The sequence below is a fragment of the Vibrio sp. 10N.261.45.E2 genome, assembly GCF_002875705.1.
GTDB lineage: Bacteria > Pseudomonadota > Gammaproteobacteria > Enterobacterales > Vibrionaceae > Vibrio.
The window spans coordinates 1-16356 of sequence record NZ_MCZZ01000113.1 but is presented as its reverse complement, the minus strand read 5'-3'; the positions used below and the strand labels follow the sequence as shown (position 1 = coordinate 16356).

At 43.9% G+C, this 16356-nt stretch carries 9 protein-coding genes and 1 riboswitch; of the genes, 6 read left to right on the top strand and 3 right to left on the bottom strand.

Features of this window, described 5'->3' with window-relative positions; all coding sequences use genetic code 11:
- Positions 1 to 148 precede the first annotated feature (148 nt).
- Positions 149 to 706, bottom strand: a complete 558-nt coding sequence (locus tag BCT34_RS09600; protein ID WP_017061342.1) for a single-stranded DNA-binding protein — start codon at positions 704 to 706, stop codon at positions 149 to 151.
- Positions 707 to 984: 278 nt separating this feature from the next.
- On the opposite strand from BCT34_RS09600, the gene BCT34_RS09595 reads away from it, so the two are divergent.
- The 4 genes from BCT34_RS09595 to BCT34_RS09580 all read left to right on the top strand — a co-directional run bounded on the left by BCT34_RS09595 (position 985) and on the right by BCT34_RS09580 (position 7502).
- Positions 985 to 1632, top strand: coding sequence for a LuxR C-terminal-related transcriptional regulator (locus BCT34_RS09595; RefSeq protein ID WP_076654592.1), 648 nt, complete (start codon positions 985 to 987; stop codon positions 1630 to 1632).
- A 157-nt stretch (positions 1633 to 1789) separates the two neighbouring features.
- Positions 1790 to 2662, top strand: coding sequence for a UTP--glucose-1-phosphate uridylyltransferase GalU (gene galU / locus BCT34_RS09590; RefSeq protein ID WP_076654591.1), 873 nt, complete (start codon positions 1790 to 1792; stop codon positions 2660 to 2662).
- A 148-nt stretch (positions 2663 to 2810) separates the two neighbouring features.
- Entirely contained in the window at positions 2811 to 5642 is a 2832-nt protein-coding gene (gene uvrA, locus BCT34_RS09585) for an excinuclease ABC subunit UvrA (RefSeq protein ID WP_076654590.1), read from the top strand.
- Between the two features lie 96 nt (positions 5643 to 5738).
- Complete coding sequence (locus tag BCT34_RS09580) at positions 5739 to 7502, top strand: PglL family O-oligosaccharyltransferase (protein ID WP_076654589.1); 1764 nt, start codon at positions 5739 to 5741, stop codon at positions 7500 to 7502.
- A 101-nt stretch (positions 7503 to 7603) separates the two neighbouring features.
- On the opposite strand, the gene BCT34_RS09575 is transcribed toward BCT34_RS09580, so the two are convergent.
- On the bottom strand, positions 7604 to 8743 hold the full coding sequence (locus BCT34_RS09575; RefSeq protein WP_076654588.1) for an alanine--glyoxylate aminotransferase family protein: 1140 nt from the start codon (positions 8741 to 8743) through the stop codon (positions 7604 to 7606).
- A 176-nt stretch (positions 8744 to 8919) separates the two neighbouring features.
- Positions 8920 to 9097, top strand: a riboswitch (Lysine riboswitch).
- Between the two features lie 108 nt (positions 9098 to 9205).
- Here BCT34_RS09575 and lysC point away from each other — a divergent pair.
- The gene (gene lysC / locus BCT34_RS09570; RefSeq protein ID WP_076654587.1) at positions 9206 to 10573 is read left to right on the top strand and encodes a lysine-sensitive aspartokinase 3; all 1368 of its coding nucleotides are present in this window, start codon (positions 9206 to 9208) and stop codon (positions 10571 to 10573) included.
- 98 nt (positions 10574 to 10671) lie between these two features.
- Here lysC and metH read toward each other — a convergent pair whose 3' ends face one another.
- Positions 10672 to 14349: a methionine synthase gene (gene metH, locus BCT34_RS09565; RefSeq protein ID WP_076654586.1), complete on the bottom strand. Its 3678-nt coding sequence runs from the start codon at positions 14347 to 14349 to the stop codon at positions 10672 to 10674.
- A 169-nt stretch (positions 14350 to 14518) separates the two neighbouring features.
- Here metH and BCT34_RS09560 point away from each other — a divergent pair, with 169 nt between their 5' ends.
- Entirely contained in the window at positions 14519 to 15799 is a 1281-nt protein-coding gene (locus BCT34_RS09560) for a sodium:proton antiporter (RefSeq protein ID WP_076654585.1), read from the top strand.
- The last annotated feature ends 557 nt before the right edge of the window (positions 15800 to 16356 follow it).

The following is a 16356-nucleotide window of genomic DNA, read 5'->3' as shown; positions in this document are numbered from 1 at the left end:
CTTTTCAACTCACATTATACCGTATTGCTACTTATACTATAAATTGACGTTGTAAACAAAGCGTTAAGAATTGTAGGTAACAAAAAGCCGCGATGAACGCGGCCTTTTCCAATTTAATACTGTCTTTATAATATATTAAAAACAGGGCTTAAAATGGGATGTCATCATCAAAATCCATTGGCGGCTCATTATATTGAGGTTGAGCCTGCTGAGGAGCTTGTTGAGGTGCTTTTGGCTGCTGTTGAGCAGGAGCACTGTATTGTTGCTGCTGTTGTTGTGGCTGCTGTGGCTGACCCCAACCACCTTGCTGTTGGTTGTTACCCATGCCACCTTGAGCAGGAGCACCACCTTGAGCGCGGCCGCCAAGCATCTGCATTACACCGTTGAAGCCTTGAACAACCACTTCTGTTGTGTAGCGATCTTGACCGCTTTGATCTTGCCATTTACGAGTTTGAAGTTGACCTTCAATGTAAACTTGAGAACCTTTACGTAGGTACTCACCAGCAACTTCAGCTAGCTTGCCAAACAGAGCAACACGGTGCCATTCTGTTTTTTCACGCTGTTCGCCAGTTGCTTTATCACGCCATGACTCTGACGTTGCAATGGTAATGTTCGCTACTGCACCGCCATTTGGCATGTAACGAATTTCAGGGTCATTACCTAGGTTACCCACTAATATAACTTTGTTAACTCCACGGCTAGCCATGATTTGCTCCGTCTAAATTCATAGTCTCAGAAAATTTTAGCGCACAAGAATAGCATGCTTTTCTGCAGTGATAAATCGCATTCCTATTCTCTCCTCACTACAAAGAATAAAAACGTAACAAATCATGATATTCAGAGCGATGTTGCTTTTTTCTCCACTTACAAACCACTCATTTACTTTGATAATTGATATTCAACACAAGTCACCATTAAGGTGCTAGAGAAGCGAAAGCCTGCATGACAACGTGGAATCCCATTCCACTTAAACAGGACGTTTCAATGAGAAAATCTCGATACGCTCGCACTTTGCATTTTATGTGCATCGACCCGAACGACACCTATCTACATGTAAACGAAATAGAAAAGCACTTATCTATTATTCTCTACCGAATGACGCCCGACGAATTAATGTTAGTCGATAGAAAGCAGAGCAACCGGATCTTGCTCGTCGATTACAAAGAGGTTCCACAGCTACTGGTTAATTGTCCTAACCTGACAGTTATGTGGAAAAACAATGAGATCATCTTATTCAATGTCCCTCAGCAACTTCCGACCTCAGAGCTTCTTACCTATGGGGTACTAAAAGGGCTCTTTTACAATACCGAGCAAAAGGACAAGATTGCTCGTGGTCTTCAAGAAGTCATTGATGGCGATAACTGGCTACCAAGAAAGGTAACCAGTCAACTGCTGTTTTATTACCGTAATATGGTCAATACCAACACGACACCAACCAATGTTGATTTAACCATTCGTGAGATTCAAGTGATTCGCTGCCTTCAATCAGGCTCATCAAACACACAAATCGCCGATGACTTGTTTATTAGTGAGTTCACGGTTAAATCTCACCTTTATCAGATATTCCGTAAGTTGGCAGTCAAAAATAGAGTCCAAGCCATTGCGTGGGCCAATCAGAATCTGCTTGCATAATTGATCCGCTTCTTAAAGTGACGATAATTTTGAGGGAAGCTCTAATAAACCATAGGCATTGTTGCTGAATTTTCGACATGACTTGTGCTAGAGTTGCCCTCAGAAATATCAACTACCCAGGTTGAATCAATAATTATTATAGATAAAGGGTCTTATCATGATCAAAAAGTGCCTTTTCCCGGCGGCTGGCTACGGTACACGTTTCTTACCTGCGACTAAGTCAATGCCCAAAGAAATGATGCCTGTAGTAAACAAACCTCTGATTGAATATGGTGTAGAGGAAGCTATCGAAGCTGGTATGGATGGAATGTGTATCGTTACTGGCCGTGGTAAGCATTCAATCATGGATCACTTCGACAAGAACTACGAGCTTGAGCATCAGATCAGTGGCACTAATAAAGAAGACCTATTAGTTAATATCCGTGAAACGATTGAAGCGGCTAACTTCACCTACATTCGCCAACGTGAGATGAAAGGCCTTGGTCACGCCATCTTAACGGGTCGCGAACTGGTAGGTGATGAACCATTCGCCGTTGTACTAGCTGATGACCTTTGTGTTAATGAACAACAAGGTGTGTTAGCTCAGATGGTTGCGCTATACAAACAGTTCCGCTGTTCTATTGTCGCTGTACAAGAAGTTCCAGAAGAAGAGACTCACAAGTACGGTGTTATCTCTGGTGAAATGATTAAAGATGACCTTTTCCGTGTAGATGACATGGTAGAGAAACCAGAGCAAGGCACTGCACCTAGCAATCTAGCGATCATTGGTCGTTATATTCTGACTCCAGATATCTTTGAATTGATCGAACAGACAGAGCCAGGTAAAGGCGGTGAGATCCAAATTACCGATGCATTGCTTAAACAAGCAAAAGCGGGCTGTGTATTGGCTTACAAATTTAAAGGTCAACGTTTTGACTGCGGTAGTGTTGAAGGTTATATCGAAGCGACCAACTACTGCTTTGAGAACCTATACAAGAAAGATCAACAGCAAGTCGAGCTAGGTAAACACTCGACAAAGAAAGAAGCATAACGACGAGTTAATACCTCGCTTTACTGATTTTAAAAGGGCGGCTCTTTGAGTCGCCCTTTTTGTTTACTGTTTTTTTATCCAGTAAAACTTTGCACAAATCTCACTCTATGTAATACTTTAGCCACTTAAAATTACATGGTCTATTGAGATGGATAAAATAGAAATTAGAGGCGCTCGTACGCATAACCTCAAAGACATTAACCTAACTATACCTCGTGATAAGCTGACGGTTATCACCGGATTATCAGGTTCAGGAAAGTCGTCACTTGCGTTTGATACTCTCTACGCAGAAGGTCAACGTCGTTATGTTGAGTCTTTGTCGGCTTACGCTCGTCAATTTCTATCTCTTATGGAAAAGCCTGATGTCGACCATATTGAAGGTTTGTCTCCAGCTATCTCAATAGAGCAAAAATCGACTTCACATAACCCTCGCTCAACCGTCGGTACGATTACTGAGGTCTATGATTACCTTCGATTATTGTACGCTCGAGTCGGCGAACCTCGCTGTCCAGATCACAACATCCCCCTAGCGGCACAAACCATCAGCCAAATGGTCGATAAGGTATTAGAACTGCCTGCAGGCTCAAAGATGATGTTACTTGCGCCAATTGTTAAAGAGCGAAAAGGCGAGCACGTAAAGACACTGGAGAACTTAGCCGCGCAAGGCTTTATTCGTGCACGTGTTGACGGTGAAACTTGTGATTTATCCGATCCACCAGCACTTGAACTGCATAAGAAGCACACCATTGAAGTCGTGGTAGACAGATTCAAGGTTCGGCCAGATCTTCAACAACGCTTGGCCGAATCGTTTGAAACCACATTAGAGCTCTCTGGCGGCATTGCTGTTGTCGGTTGGATGGATGAAACAGATCAAGAAGAGATCGTATTCTCTGCTAACTTCGCTTGTCCAAAGTGTGGTTACAGCATGCAGGAGCTTGAACCTCGCCTATTCTCATTTAACAACCCAGCAGGTGCTTGTGGTACGTGTGATGGCCTTGGTGTTCAACAATATTTTGACCCAAGTCGAGTGATTTTAGATGAAAACCTAAGTATTGCAGAAGGTGCGATTAAAGGTTGGGATCAAAAGAACTACTACTATTTCCAGATGCTAACGTCGTTATCAGACCATTATGGTTTTGATCTGTATGCGCCATTTAATTCTCTTCCTAAAAAGACTCAAGAGATCATTCTCAAGGGATCAGGTCGTACTGAAGTGGAATTCAAGTACATCAATGACCGAGGTGATATTCGAGTTAAGCGTCACCCATTCGAAGGGATTTTAAATACCTTAGAGCGCCGTTACCGCGATACTGAATCTAGCGCAGTACGTGAAGATCTTGCCAAATACATCTCAACCAAATCGTGTTCTAGCTGTGGTGGTACTCGCCTGAGATTAGAAGCACGAAATGTATTTATCGGCGATACAACACTGCCAGAAATCGTTGAACTCAGCATTGCTGACGCACTACAGTTTTTCCAAGAGTTGAAGTTAGACGGTCAACGTGGGCAGATCGCCGATAAAGTAATGAAAGAGATCAATGATCGCCTGCATTTCTTGGTTAACGTTGGTTTGAACTACCTTAACCTATCACGCAGTGCAGAAACACTGTCTGGTGGTGAAGCACAAAGAATTCGTCTAGCAAGTCAGATCGGCGCAGGTTTAGTGGGTGTCATGTACGTGTTAGATGAGCCATCGATTGGCCTCCACCAGCGTGATAATGAACGCCTCTTGCAAACCTTGATTCACCTCAGAGACTTAGGCAATACCGTGCTTGTTGTGGAACATGACGAAGATGCCATTCGCTGTGCAGACCATGTCATCGATATTGGCCCTGGGGCTGGCGTTCATGGTGGGCACGTGGTTGCAGAAGGTACTATGCAAGACATCATCGACAACCCGAACTCTTTAACCGGCCAATACCTGAGCGGTGCTAAAGAGATTGCAGTGCCTGAAAAGAGAACACCTATCGACAAGAAAAAGGTCGTAGAGATCGTTGGTGCAACGGGGAACAACCTAAAGAATGTCACCGCGACAATTCCTGTAGGCTTGTTCAGTTGTATAACTGGTGTATCAGGTTCGGGGAAATCAACGCTAATCAACGATACCTTCTTTAAGGTCGCTCATACTCAGCTTAACGGAGCTACCACAGCAGTACCTGCACCACATAAAAAGATTAAAGGATTGGAACATTTCGATAAGGTGATCGACATAGATCAAAGCCCTATCGGTCGTACACCAAGATCAAACCCTGCAACCTACACAGGGATCTTCACTCCTATCCGTGAATTATTCGCTGGCACACAAGAGTCACGTTCACGTGGTTACAAAGCGGGAAGATTTAGCTTTAACGTGCGTGGTGGACGCTGTGAAGCATGTCAGGGTGATGGTGTTATCAAGGTGGAAATGCACTTCTTACCGGATGTGTATGTACCGTGTGATGTGTGTAAAGGTAAGCGTTATAATCGTGAAACTCTAGAGGTTCGCTACAAAGGTAAAACCATTGACGAAGTTCTAGAGATGACCGTTGAAGATGCCCGTGAGTTCTTCAATCCTGTTCCAGTAATTGCACGCAAACTGCAAACGCTTATGGATGTGGGACTTTCTTACATTCGCTTAGGCCAAGCGGCAACTACCTTATCTGGTGGTGAAGCACAGCGTGTTAAATTGGCACGTGAGTTATCGAAGCGAGACACCGGTAAAACCTTATACATTCTTGATGAGCCAACAACTGGCCTTCACTTCCACGATATCCAACAGCTATTAACCGTGCTGCATCGACTGCGCGATCACGGTAATACGGTTGTTGTGATTGAGCACAACTTAGATGTCGTTAAAACCGCAGACTGGATACTAGATCTTGGCCCTGAGGGTGGTCAAGGTGGTGGTGAGATTGTTGCAGAAGGCACACCTGAAGATGTGGCGTTGGTCGAAGGTTCACACACTGCTCGCTTCCTTAAGTCTATGTTAAATTTGAAGTAGGTGTAAAATAGCGCCCTGTGGGCAGACAGAAAAGTGTTAAAGTAACAGAGCTTGTTTCAGAAGGAACAAGCTCTGTTTTTATAAGGTTAGGGATTTATGGCAACAATACACACTAGCGGTACCCAGCTAGAAAATCAGGTCACTCAACTACCACTCAACAAAGCATTTCTGGCTTCATTGGCTGTCGTATTCTTGTTGGCCATGCATTTTTTCATGCCGAACCCTGGTGGCTCAGGCCTTGCGTTATCATTTAATCCAACAACTTGGCTGGCGCTAAGCTTCACCCTAGCGATTGGTTTTTACCAGCTAGCGACCAATCGAGTACTTAAGTATTCCAAGTTAACAATAGGTTTACTGATCAGCTGCGTAATATTGACACTGCCGATTTTATTCAGCAATGCATCTCCAGAAGGAGCATCAGGCCGCTTACTTGGATTATGGGCAGGTTTCGCACTGTTCGTCGTGCTGCAGCAATTTAAGTTCAGCAATAAACACAAACAACGCATGTTGTGGTTCATTGTGCTTGCTGTTGTTATACAAGCACTATTTGGCTATGTGCAATATTTCTTATTGGAACCTGGCAACCTATTTGGCTACAACACAGCTGCAAACCGACCATATGGGATATTCCAACAACCTAATGTAATGGCTAGCTTTTTGGCGACTGGTTTTGTCCTTTCGGCTTACTTATTAGCGAGGCAGCCTGCTAAATATAACCATAAAATCAGCGAATCATTCCTACTGTATTTAACTCCAACCTTAACCGTGCCCTTACTAATTATTATTGCGTCACGCACAGGGTGGTTGGCCGCTGTAATGGGGCTTATCTGTATTCTGCCCTATCTATACAAGTTCGCGACTAAGAAACGCTTTTACGGTTGGTGCGCATCCATAGTTGTCGGTATCGCGGTGGCGTTTACGGTGATCAACCTCAGCACGACAGATAGTCTTGCAAGTAAAAGGACTCACTTAGAAAGCCCGCGAGCTTATACCTTCCCACAAGCTCTAGACATGATGATCGAAAAGCCATTTACCGGTTATGGTTACGGGAAATTTGAATCTGAGTACACCCTATATACCGCTCGTCAGCATCAACTGAATTCAAACTATCACCCAGGTCTTCCTTCCATGGATCACCCGCACAATGAGTTTCTGTTTTGGGGAGTAGAAGGAGGAATTGTACCAATCATCGGCATCTTGATTGCTGCAATATTGGTGATGTCACGCATAGCAAGTTCTGCAAAGGGAACGCGTCTAGCTCTGCTCGCATTATTCATCCCAATTCTTTTGCACTCTCAGCTTGAGTATCCTTTTTACCACTCGGCGATTCACTGGATAACATTCATTATATTGATTTACTGGGTCGATCAACGCTCTTCCCGACATTACCAACAACCGTTCAGCATCATCAGTAAAACCCTGTTTAGAGTATCGAGCTTAGTGGTCCCTATCTTGGTCAGTTTTTATATGTTGAGCGCCCTGCATACCAACTATGTATTGACTAAGTTTGAGCTTTCCAAGCCTAAAAACCCGGACATTCTTAAGCAGGTAACGAATCCTGTGGTGTGGAAAGATCGCTACGATTGGGACATATACAGCACTTACCTCAACATTGGCCTCTACAAAGCCGATCCGAGTCTTATACAACCTTATATCGATTGGTCACTGGAGATCATAAAAACTAAACCAAGGCCGGCTTTCTACAGCAATCTGATTCTTGCTTACCAAGGTTTAGGGGAAGAAAGCAAAGCAGAACAAATCCGCAGCGAAGCGATGTTTTTGTTCCCTAACAGAGACTTTTCAAAGGTTCAGTATAAGAAAGTGTCACAAGCAGAAGACAGTGTTTCATTTGCTGAATAGTATTTAGATCTCACACTCAAACACCATTTAGATGATTGGTTTAAATACAAAAAGCGCACGAGAGATCGTGCGCTTTTCTTTTTAATGTCGGTTTATTACCGTTATTTCAAAACATCTTTTAACGCTTTCAGACACAACGCGACATTCTCTTTACGAGCACCGTAGCCCATTAATCCGATACGCCAAGCCTTACCAGCCAAAGAGCCAAGCCCTGCACCAATTTCAAGATTGTACTCTTCTAGAAGCAGCGTTCTGATCTTCGCTTCATCAATTCCTTCAGGGAAATAAAGTGCATTTAGCTGTGGCAGACGACTCTCTTCATCAACCACAAATTTTAATCCTAGTGCCTCTACACCCTCTTTAAGCTCTTGGTGCATCGCATGGTGACGAGACCACGCATTATCTAGGCCTTCATTTTTCAACAAAACCAGCGACTCATGTAGAGCATAGAGGCTATTTACTGGTGCAGTGTGGTGGTAGCTTCGCTTACCTTCTCCACTCCAGTAACCTAATACTAAACTTTGATCCAAGAACCAGCTTTGCACTGGCGCTTGGCGAGCTTTCATTTTATCAACAGCACTTTGAGAGAAGGTCACCGGAGATAGCCCTGGCACACAAGACAGACACTTTTGGCTTCCAGAATAAACCGCATCAAGCTGCCACTCATCAACCAGCAAAGGCACGCCACCGAGTGACGTCACAGCATCAACAATCGTTAACGCATCAAACTGACGAGCGATAGCTGAGATTGCTTGAGCATCAGAGAGCGCTCCGGTTGATGTCTCTGCATGAACAAATGCAACGGCAACGGCATCAGGGTTTTCTGATAATGCTTTTTCTACCTTATCGACAGAAACAGGTTTGCCCCACTCGTCATCAACAAGAATGGCTTCGCCACCACAGCGCACAACATTTTCTCGCATCCGCTCACCGAAGACACCGTTACGACAAACGATCACCTTTTCACCAGGCTCAATCAAGTTAACAAAACAAGTTTCCATCCCCGCACTGCCCGGTGCAGACACGGCAATTGTAAATTCGTTTTCAGTCTGAAATGCATATTTAAGAAGTTGTTTAAGCTCGTCCATCATCGCAATAAACAGTGGATCTAGGTGACCGATGGTTGGACGACTCAAAGCCTGTAGTACTTGAGGCGAGATATCAGAAGGACCAGGGCCCATTAACGTTCGGTGTGGTGGGTAAAAACTATCGATAGCAGTAGTGAGTGTTAGATTAGACATGTACATCCCTTACGTTAATGTTGTGAACAATCCACCCTAAAGCAAATTGATTACCTCAGCAATTAGCCATAAGTATTGAGGTCAAACCAGTGTCACATAATTGTTAAAATTATTTTTCAATTATCTCAAGTTACGGATTGACATTGTTACCGCAAACACGTTCAATGAAATGGCTATCTAGCAGAAGAGGAGCACTGCCCAGGCAGATGTTTTGTGGAACCGCATTTCCAATACAGAACATTCATGGGGAGCAGTGCCGAGATAATAAAAGGATGTCGGACCTTTATTATCGGTTGAGCGGGCTGAATCCCGTCAACTGTCACCATTTCTATATGGTGAAGAGCTTCTGAGGTTACTATTCTAATAATTCCTCTCTTTTTGCTCTAAAACTCTCTTCGAAAAACATCGGACGTTGGATTACCCAACCGTAATTTTATTTTAGGAAGTCGTGGGAGATATATCGTGAGTGCATCTAATGTAGCTGGTTCTTTTAATGTCGCTAAGTTTGGTGGAACAAGTGTTGCCAACTTTGAAGCAATGAGCCGTTGTGCTGCCATTATTGAAAACAACTCAAATACGAAACTGGTCGTGAGCAGTGCATGTTCAGGCGTCACTAATTTACTGGTTGAACTGGCAAATGGTGTTCAAGACAAAGCGCGTCGTCAGGAATTGATGACCCAATTAGCGGACATTCATAACGCGATTCTTGACCAACTCGCAGACCCGATTAGCATCGAGAAAGAAGTTCACCGCATTCTTGATGACATTGCGAGCGCAGCAGAGGCCGCATCATTTCAAGCAAGCACTAAACTAACCGATCATCTTGTCGCTTGTGGCGAGTTAATGTCGACACATATCCTTGCTCAAATCCTTCGTGAACGTGGTACACCAGCTATTCGTTTCGATATCAGAGAAGTGATGCGTACCAATGATGACTTCGGTAAAGCTGAACCTCAACTTGAAGATATTTCAGCGCTAGCGAAAGAGAAACTTATTCCACTTTGCCAACAGCAGGTGGTCGTTACCCAAGGTTTTATCGGTGCTGATAACGAAGGTAACACCACAACTTTGGGCCGTGGAGGCAGTGATTATTCAGCAGCACTGATCGCCGAATCTGTGCAAGCTATTGGTCTAGATATCTGGACGGATGTTCCTGGTATCTACACCACGGATCCTCGTATTGCGCCGAAAGCATCTCCAATCCCAGAGATCAGCTTTAGTGAAGCTTCGGAAATGGCAAACTTTGGTGCGAAGATCTTGCACCCATCAACACTAGTACCTGCACTGCGCCACCAAATCCCGGTATTTGTCAGCTCTTCTAAAGCGCCAGAATTAGGTGGAACTTGGATTCGACAGCAAGTGGAAAGCTCTCCACTATTCAGAGCCCTTGCCCTTCGCTGTAACCAAACCATGGTGACACTCCGCAGTGCTAACATGTTCCACGCTTACGGTTTCCTTGCGAAAGTATTCGAGATCCTTGCTAAGCATAAGATCTCGGTCGATCTTATTACCACCTCAGAGATCAGTGTGTCACTCACTCTCGATCAAACAGATACATCAGGTGGAGCTCCTGAATTACCAGAAGCCGCTCGCCTGGAGCTTGAAGAGCTGTGTTCTGTCGATATTGAACACGATCTATGCCTTGTTGCCCTTATTGGTAATAACATGAGTGAAAGCAAAGGCTATGCGAAGCAGGTGTTCGGCACTCTTGAAGACTTTAACCTGCGCATGATTTGTTGCGGAGCAAGCCCACACAACCTGTGCTTCTTGTTAGATGAATCTGTATCTAAACTAGCAATTCAAAAACTGCATCAAGAACTGTTTGAATAAAAAGACGGTTGCTCGATTAATTTAGAACTACCAAACGACAGATACAAAAAGGGTTGCTCTTGAGCAACCCTTTTCCTTTTTACCTTATGGAACAATCATTAGTTAATGTTTGGACCTAACCACTTCTCGGCTTCTAACATATCCCAACCTTTACGGTCGGCATAGCTATCCACTTGGTCCTGTTGAATCTGTGCAATCGCAAAATATCGAGCATCAGGATGTGAGAAATACATACCAGACACAGATGCACCTGGCCACATTGCGTAACTCGTGGTTAGCGACATGTCGATCGCTTTTTCAACGTCCATCAACTCCCACAACGTGCCTTTCTCTGTGTGCTCTGGGCAAGCAGGGTAACCCGGGGCTGGACGAATACCTTGGTATTTCTCTCGAATCAAATCGTCGTTAGACAAATCCTCATCTGGCGAGTAACCCCAAATATCCTTTCTCACTTCTTTATGCAGATACTCCGCGAACGCTTCAGCCAATCGGTCAGCAACCGCCTGAATCATTATTGCGTTGTAGTCATCACCTTTCGCTTTGTATTCATCAGCCAGCTCACGCTCACCTATACCACCCGTTACAGCAAAACCACCAATCCAATCCGCTTTACCACTATCTTTCGGCGCAATGTAATCAGACAGACAATAGTTAAAGCCTTTTGGTTTCTCTGTTTGTTGACGAAGATTGTGTAGAACCTTTAGCACTTCAGTTCGCGATTCATCGGTATACACCTCAATATCATCACCAACACTGTTCGCAGGGAACATGGCACACATACCACGAGCTTCAAGTAGCTTCTCTTTCTCTACGCGATCCAGTAAATCATTGGCATCTTTGAATAAGCGTTTTGCTTCCTCACCTACTTCTTCATGGTCCAGAATAGCTGGGTACTTACCAACCAATGACCATGTCATAAAGAATGGCGTCCAGTCGATGTATTGGCGCAAAGTAGACACATCAAAATCATTAAAGATATGAACTCCCGGTTTAACGGGTGCCGGTGGAGTATAAGAATCCCAATCGATAGCGACTTTATTGGCTCGAGCTTTCTCTAGTGTGACAGGCTTAGTACGAGGCTTCTTACGATTGTGCTGATCTCGAACGCGATCATAGTCGATATCTAGCTTCTCAACGAAAGCGGGCTTCAACTCATCAGAAAGGAGTGAAGTACAAACACCCACAGCACGCGAGGCATTATTCACGTAAACAACAGGCTCTGAGTAATTCTGTTCAATCTTAACCGCAGTGTGAGCTTTAGATGTGGTTGCGCCACCAATCAGAAGAGGCAACTTGAAGCCCTGTCTTTCCATCTCTTTGGCAACATGTACCATTTCATCAAGAGACGGTGTAATTAGTCCAGACAGACCTATAATGTCGACATTCTCTTCTTTGGCTACCTTGAGAATCTTCTCACACGAAACCATCACGCCTAAATCGATAATCTCGTAGTTATTACATTGTAAAACGACACCAACGATATTTTTGCCGATATCGTGCACGTCACCTTTAACAGTCGCTAACAAAATCTTACCGTTACTCGCACCTACTTCTTTGGATGCATTGATGAATGGCTCTAAGTGGGCAACCGCCTGCTTCATAACACGTGCAGACTTTACAACCTGTGGTAAGAACATCTTACCTTCACCAAACAAGTCTCCAACAACGTTCATGCCGTCCATTAGAGGGCCTTCAATCACTTCGATAGGGCGAGAGGCATTAACGCGAGCTTCTTCGGTATCTTCAACAATAAAGTCGGTGATGCCTTTGACCAAAGAATGCTCCAAACGCTTCTCTACAGGCCAAGTACGCCACTCTAATGCCGACTTATCTTCAACCTTACCAACAGCGCGCTCTAGGTATTCGGTCGCCATATCCAGCAATCGTTCTGTCGAATCATCACGACGGTTTAGTACGACATCTTCAACAGCATCACGCAGATCTTCTGGAACATTATCGTAAATTTCTAGCTGACCTGCGTTTACGATGCCCATATCCATACCGTTTTTAAAACAGTGATATAGGAACACCGCGTGAATAGCCTCACGTACGTAATTATTGCCGCGGAATGAGAATGAAACATTCGACACACCGCCAGAGATCATCGCATGCGGGAGGTCACGTTTGATGTCTCCCACCGCCTCAATGAAATCAACCGCGTAGTTGTTGTGTTCATCGATACCAGTCGCAACCGCGAAAATGTTCGGGTCAAAAATAATGTCTTCTGGTGGGAAACCGACTTCATCAACAAGAATGTTGTAGGCATTAGTACAGATCTCAACTTTGCGCTCTCGAGTATCCGCCTGTCCGACTTCATCGAATGCCATTACGATGACAGCAGCACCATAACGGCGCACTAACTTGGCTTGCTCAACAAACTTCTCTTTGCCTTCTTTTAAAGAGATAGAGTTAACGATGCCTTTGCCTTGAATACATTTCAGACCCGCTTCGATAACTTCCCATTTTGAAGAGTCGACCATGACTGGCACTTTCGAGATCTCAGGTTCAGAAGCACATAGATTAAGGAATTTAACCATACACGCCTCAGCGTCTAGCATCCCTTCATCCATGTTGATATCGATAATTTGAGCGCCGTTCTCAACTTGCTCTCGAGCCACACTCAAAGCTTCATCGTAAAGCTCCTCTTTGATCAAGCGTTTGAAACGAGCAGAACCAGTAACGTTAGTACGCTCACCCACGTTTACAAAAAGAGACTCTTTAGCGATGGTCAGTGGTTCTAAACCGGATAAACGACACGACACAGGTAAGTCAGGCAATTGGCGTGGGGTTACGCCTTCAACCGCTTCTGCCATATGGCGAATATGTTCTGGCGTAGTACCACAACAACCACCAATCAGGTTTAAAAAGCCACTTTCAACCCATTCCTTAACATGTTCAGCCATATCTTCAGGAGAAAGGTCATATTCACCAAATGCATTAGGTAAACCTGCATTAGGGTGAGCAGAAACATAGCTTTCTGAGATACGAGACATCTCACCAACATACTCACGCAATTCGTCAGGGCCTAATGCGCAGTTCAATCCAAATGAGATAGGTTTTACATGACGAAGGGCGTTGTAAAATGCTTCTGTCGTTTGCCCAGAAAGCGTACGACCTGATGCATCAGTAATGGTACCTGAGATCATCACCGGTAATGTGATACCAACTTCTTCAAAAACCGACTCAACTGCAAAAGCACACGCTTTCGCATTTAGAGTATCGAAGATAGTTTCAATAAGAATTAAGTCTGAACCACCTTTAATAAGCGCACGAGTCGATTCAGAATAGGCTTCAACTAACTCATCAAAGCTGACATTCCGATAACCAGGGTCGTTTACATCAGGTGATATAGAACACGTTCGGTTAGTTGGGCCTAATACACCGGCTACGAAGCGAGGCTTGTCAGGGGTCTTTGCAGTCCATTCATCAGCCGCTTCACGAGCAAGCTTGGCAGCAGCAAAGTTAATTTCTTCACTGAGGCTTTCCATATCATAGTCAGCCATAGCGATGCTTGTAGCGTTAAAGGTATTGGTTTCGAGGATGTCTGCCCCAGCTTCCAAGTATTCTGAATGGATATCTTTGATAAGCTTAGGCTGCGTAAGAACTAAAAGATCATTATTGCCCTTTAAGTCACTGTGCCAATCAGCAAAGCGTTCACCACGATAGTCTTGCTCTTCCAATTTATAATCCTGAATCATGGTGCCCATGCCGCCATCAATCAGTAAAATTCGTTGCTTCAACAGAGCGTCAATCTTTTGCCTTACATTACTTCCCACGGTACAACCTCATTCCTTTAATTATCCCTCCATCCTATCACACATTAAAAAGGAGTCTAGACGTCTAAAAAAGGAAATTGATTACCGACTCATGACAAAAAAATGTTTGCTATTTGAGCATGAGACAACGAAAATTCATATTCATACTTTGTTACATATTGGAATCCCAATGTCGGTCTATTACACCTTATGCTTCTTGTCCGCTGCAGCCATGCTTATTGCTTTCGTGAATACGAAAATCGGTAAAATGCAGACAACCATCGCCATCACAGCTGGCTCAATGATGTTATCTCTACTGATTATCATTGCAGGACAAAACAATTGGTTCCAACTGGCTGACATCGCCTCAGAAACCGTTGCCAGTATCAACTTTGAAGATTTCTTACTTAAAGGGATATTGGGGTTCTTGCTCTTTGCCGGTGGTTTAGGGATTAAATTACCGAATCTAAAAGACCAAAAGTGGGAAATAACAGTACTCGCATTAGGTGCAACGCTGTTTTCAACATTCTTTATTGGTTTTGTGCTGTACGGGTTCTGTCAGTTCATCGGTATTCAATTTGATCTGATTTACTGCCTACTGTTTGGCTCTCTCATCTCTCCAACCGATCCAATCGCCGTATTAGCCATCGTAAAGAAACTCGATGCGCCTAGACGAATCTCTACTCAAATCGAGGGAGAATCTCTATTTAACGATGGTTTTGGTTTAGTTATCTTCGTAACTCTATTTACGATCGCATTTGGTACAGAAGCACCAACCGTCGGCAGTGTGACAATGTTATTCGTTCAAGAGGCGATTGGCGGTATTGTCTATGGTTTTGTTTTGGGTCTCGCATTCCACTACCTAATCAGCAACACCGATGACCACTCAATGGAGTTGCTATTAACTATCGGCATCCCAACCGCTGGTTATGCGTTTGCTGAAGTTCTGCATGTATCAGGGCCATTAGCGATGGTGGTATCAGGTATCATGATCGGTAACTGGACTCGCTTTATCGGATTCTCGAAAGAGAGTGAAGATCACCTAGATCACTTCTGGGAATTGATAGATGAATTCCTAAACGGCGTATTATTCCTATTGATTGGCATGTCGATGCTGCTGTTCAAATTCCACCAAGAGGACTGGATTTTAATGGCATTCGCTGCTCCTCTCGTATTAAGTGCTCGCTACCTAAGTGTGTTCTTGTCTTATATCGGGTTTAAGCGCTTTAGAACTTACAATCCATGGTCGATTAAGATTCTAACTTGGGGTGGTTTACGTGGCGGCTTAGCTCTCGCGATGGCACTTTCAATCCCTTCTGGTATCTGGGTAATTGAAGACAAGGCAATTGATGTTAAAGAAATCATCCTTGTCATGACCTATGCCGTTGTTGTGTTCTCTATTCTGGTTCAAGGCTCAACAATCACTCCTATGATAGAGAAAGCAAAACAAGCCGAGAAAGAGTTAGATTAACTCTCCCCACTTATGAACATAGGCCGCTTACTTAAGCGGCCTTTTTTAATCCATTTATCTCCCTTGTCTCAGGTCACCATACCCGCCTTATCTTGCTTCAAAACTCTCACAGTTCTCTATTTTCTTTTGGCCAAGAAGAGACAATGAGATTCAATCATGACTTCTCTGCATTCCCAAATCATAAATTTCGCAGAGTACTAACTAAACAAGCTTTTAAAGCAGCTAAGCTCAATGCCTATATTCGCTTTGATAGCACCCAAAACTACAAAAATATAGATATGAGGGTAAATGACCGTTAGCAACCTAAACCAGTAATTTCAAATCAAGTGAAAGTGGTGAAAAGCGAGAGAGGAGTGAATCATTCTAGATTTAGAGGCGAGAGTAACGACGAGTTAAGCTAGCTAAAACACGTGATACCCTAGAAAAAAAGAGCTGAAACAGAATAAAACCTAAGTATCCGGCTCTCGACTACTCAGGTAAAGGACGAGATCTGTAAGGTATTAATTAGATCTACTCCATTAGATAAACGCCAAGAAGCTAATACCAATTCCGTTAAT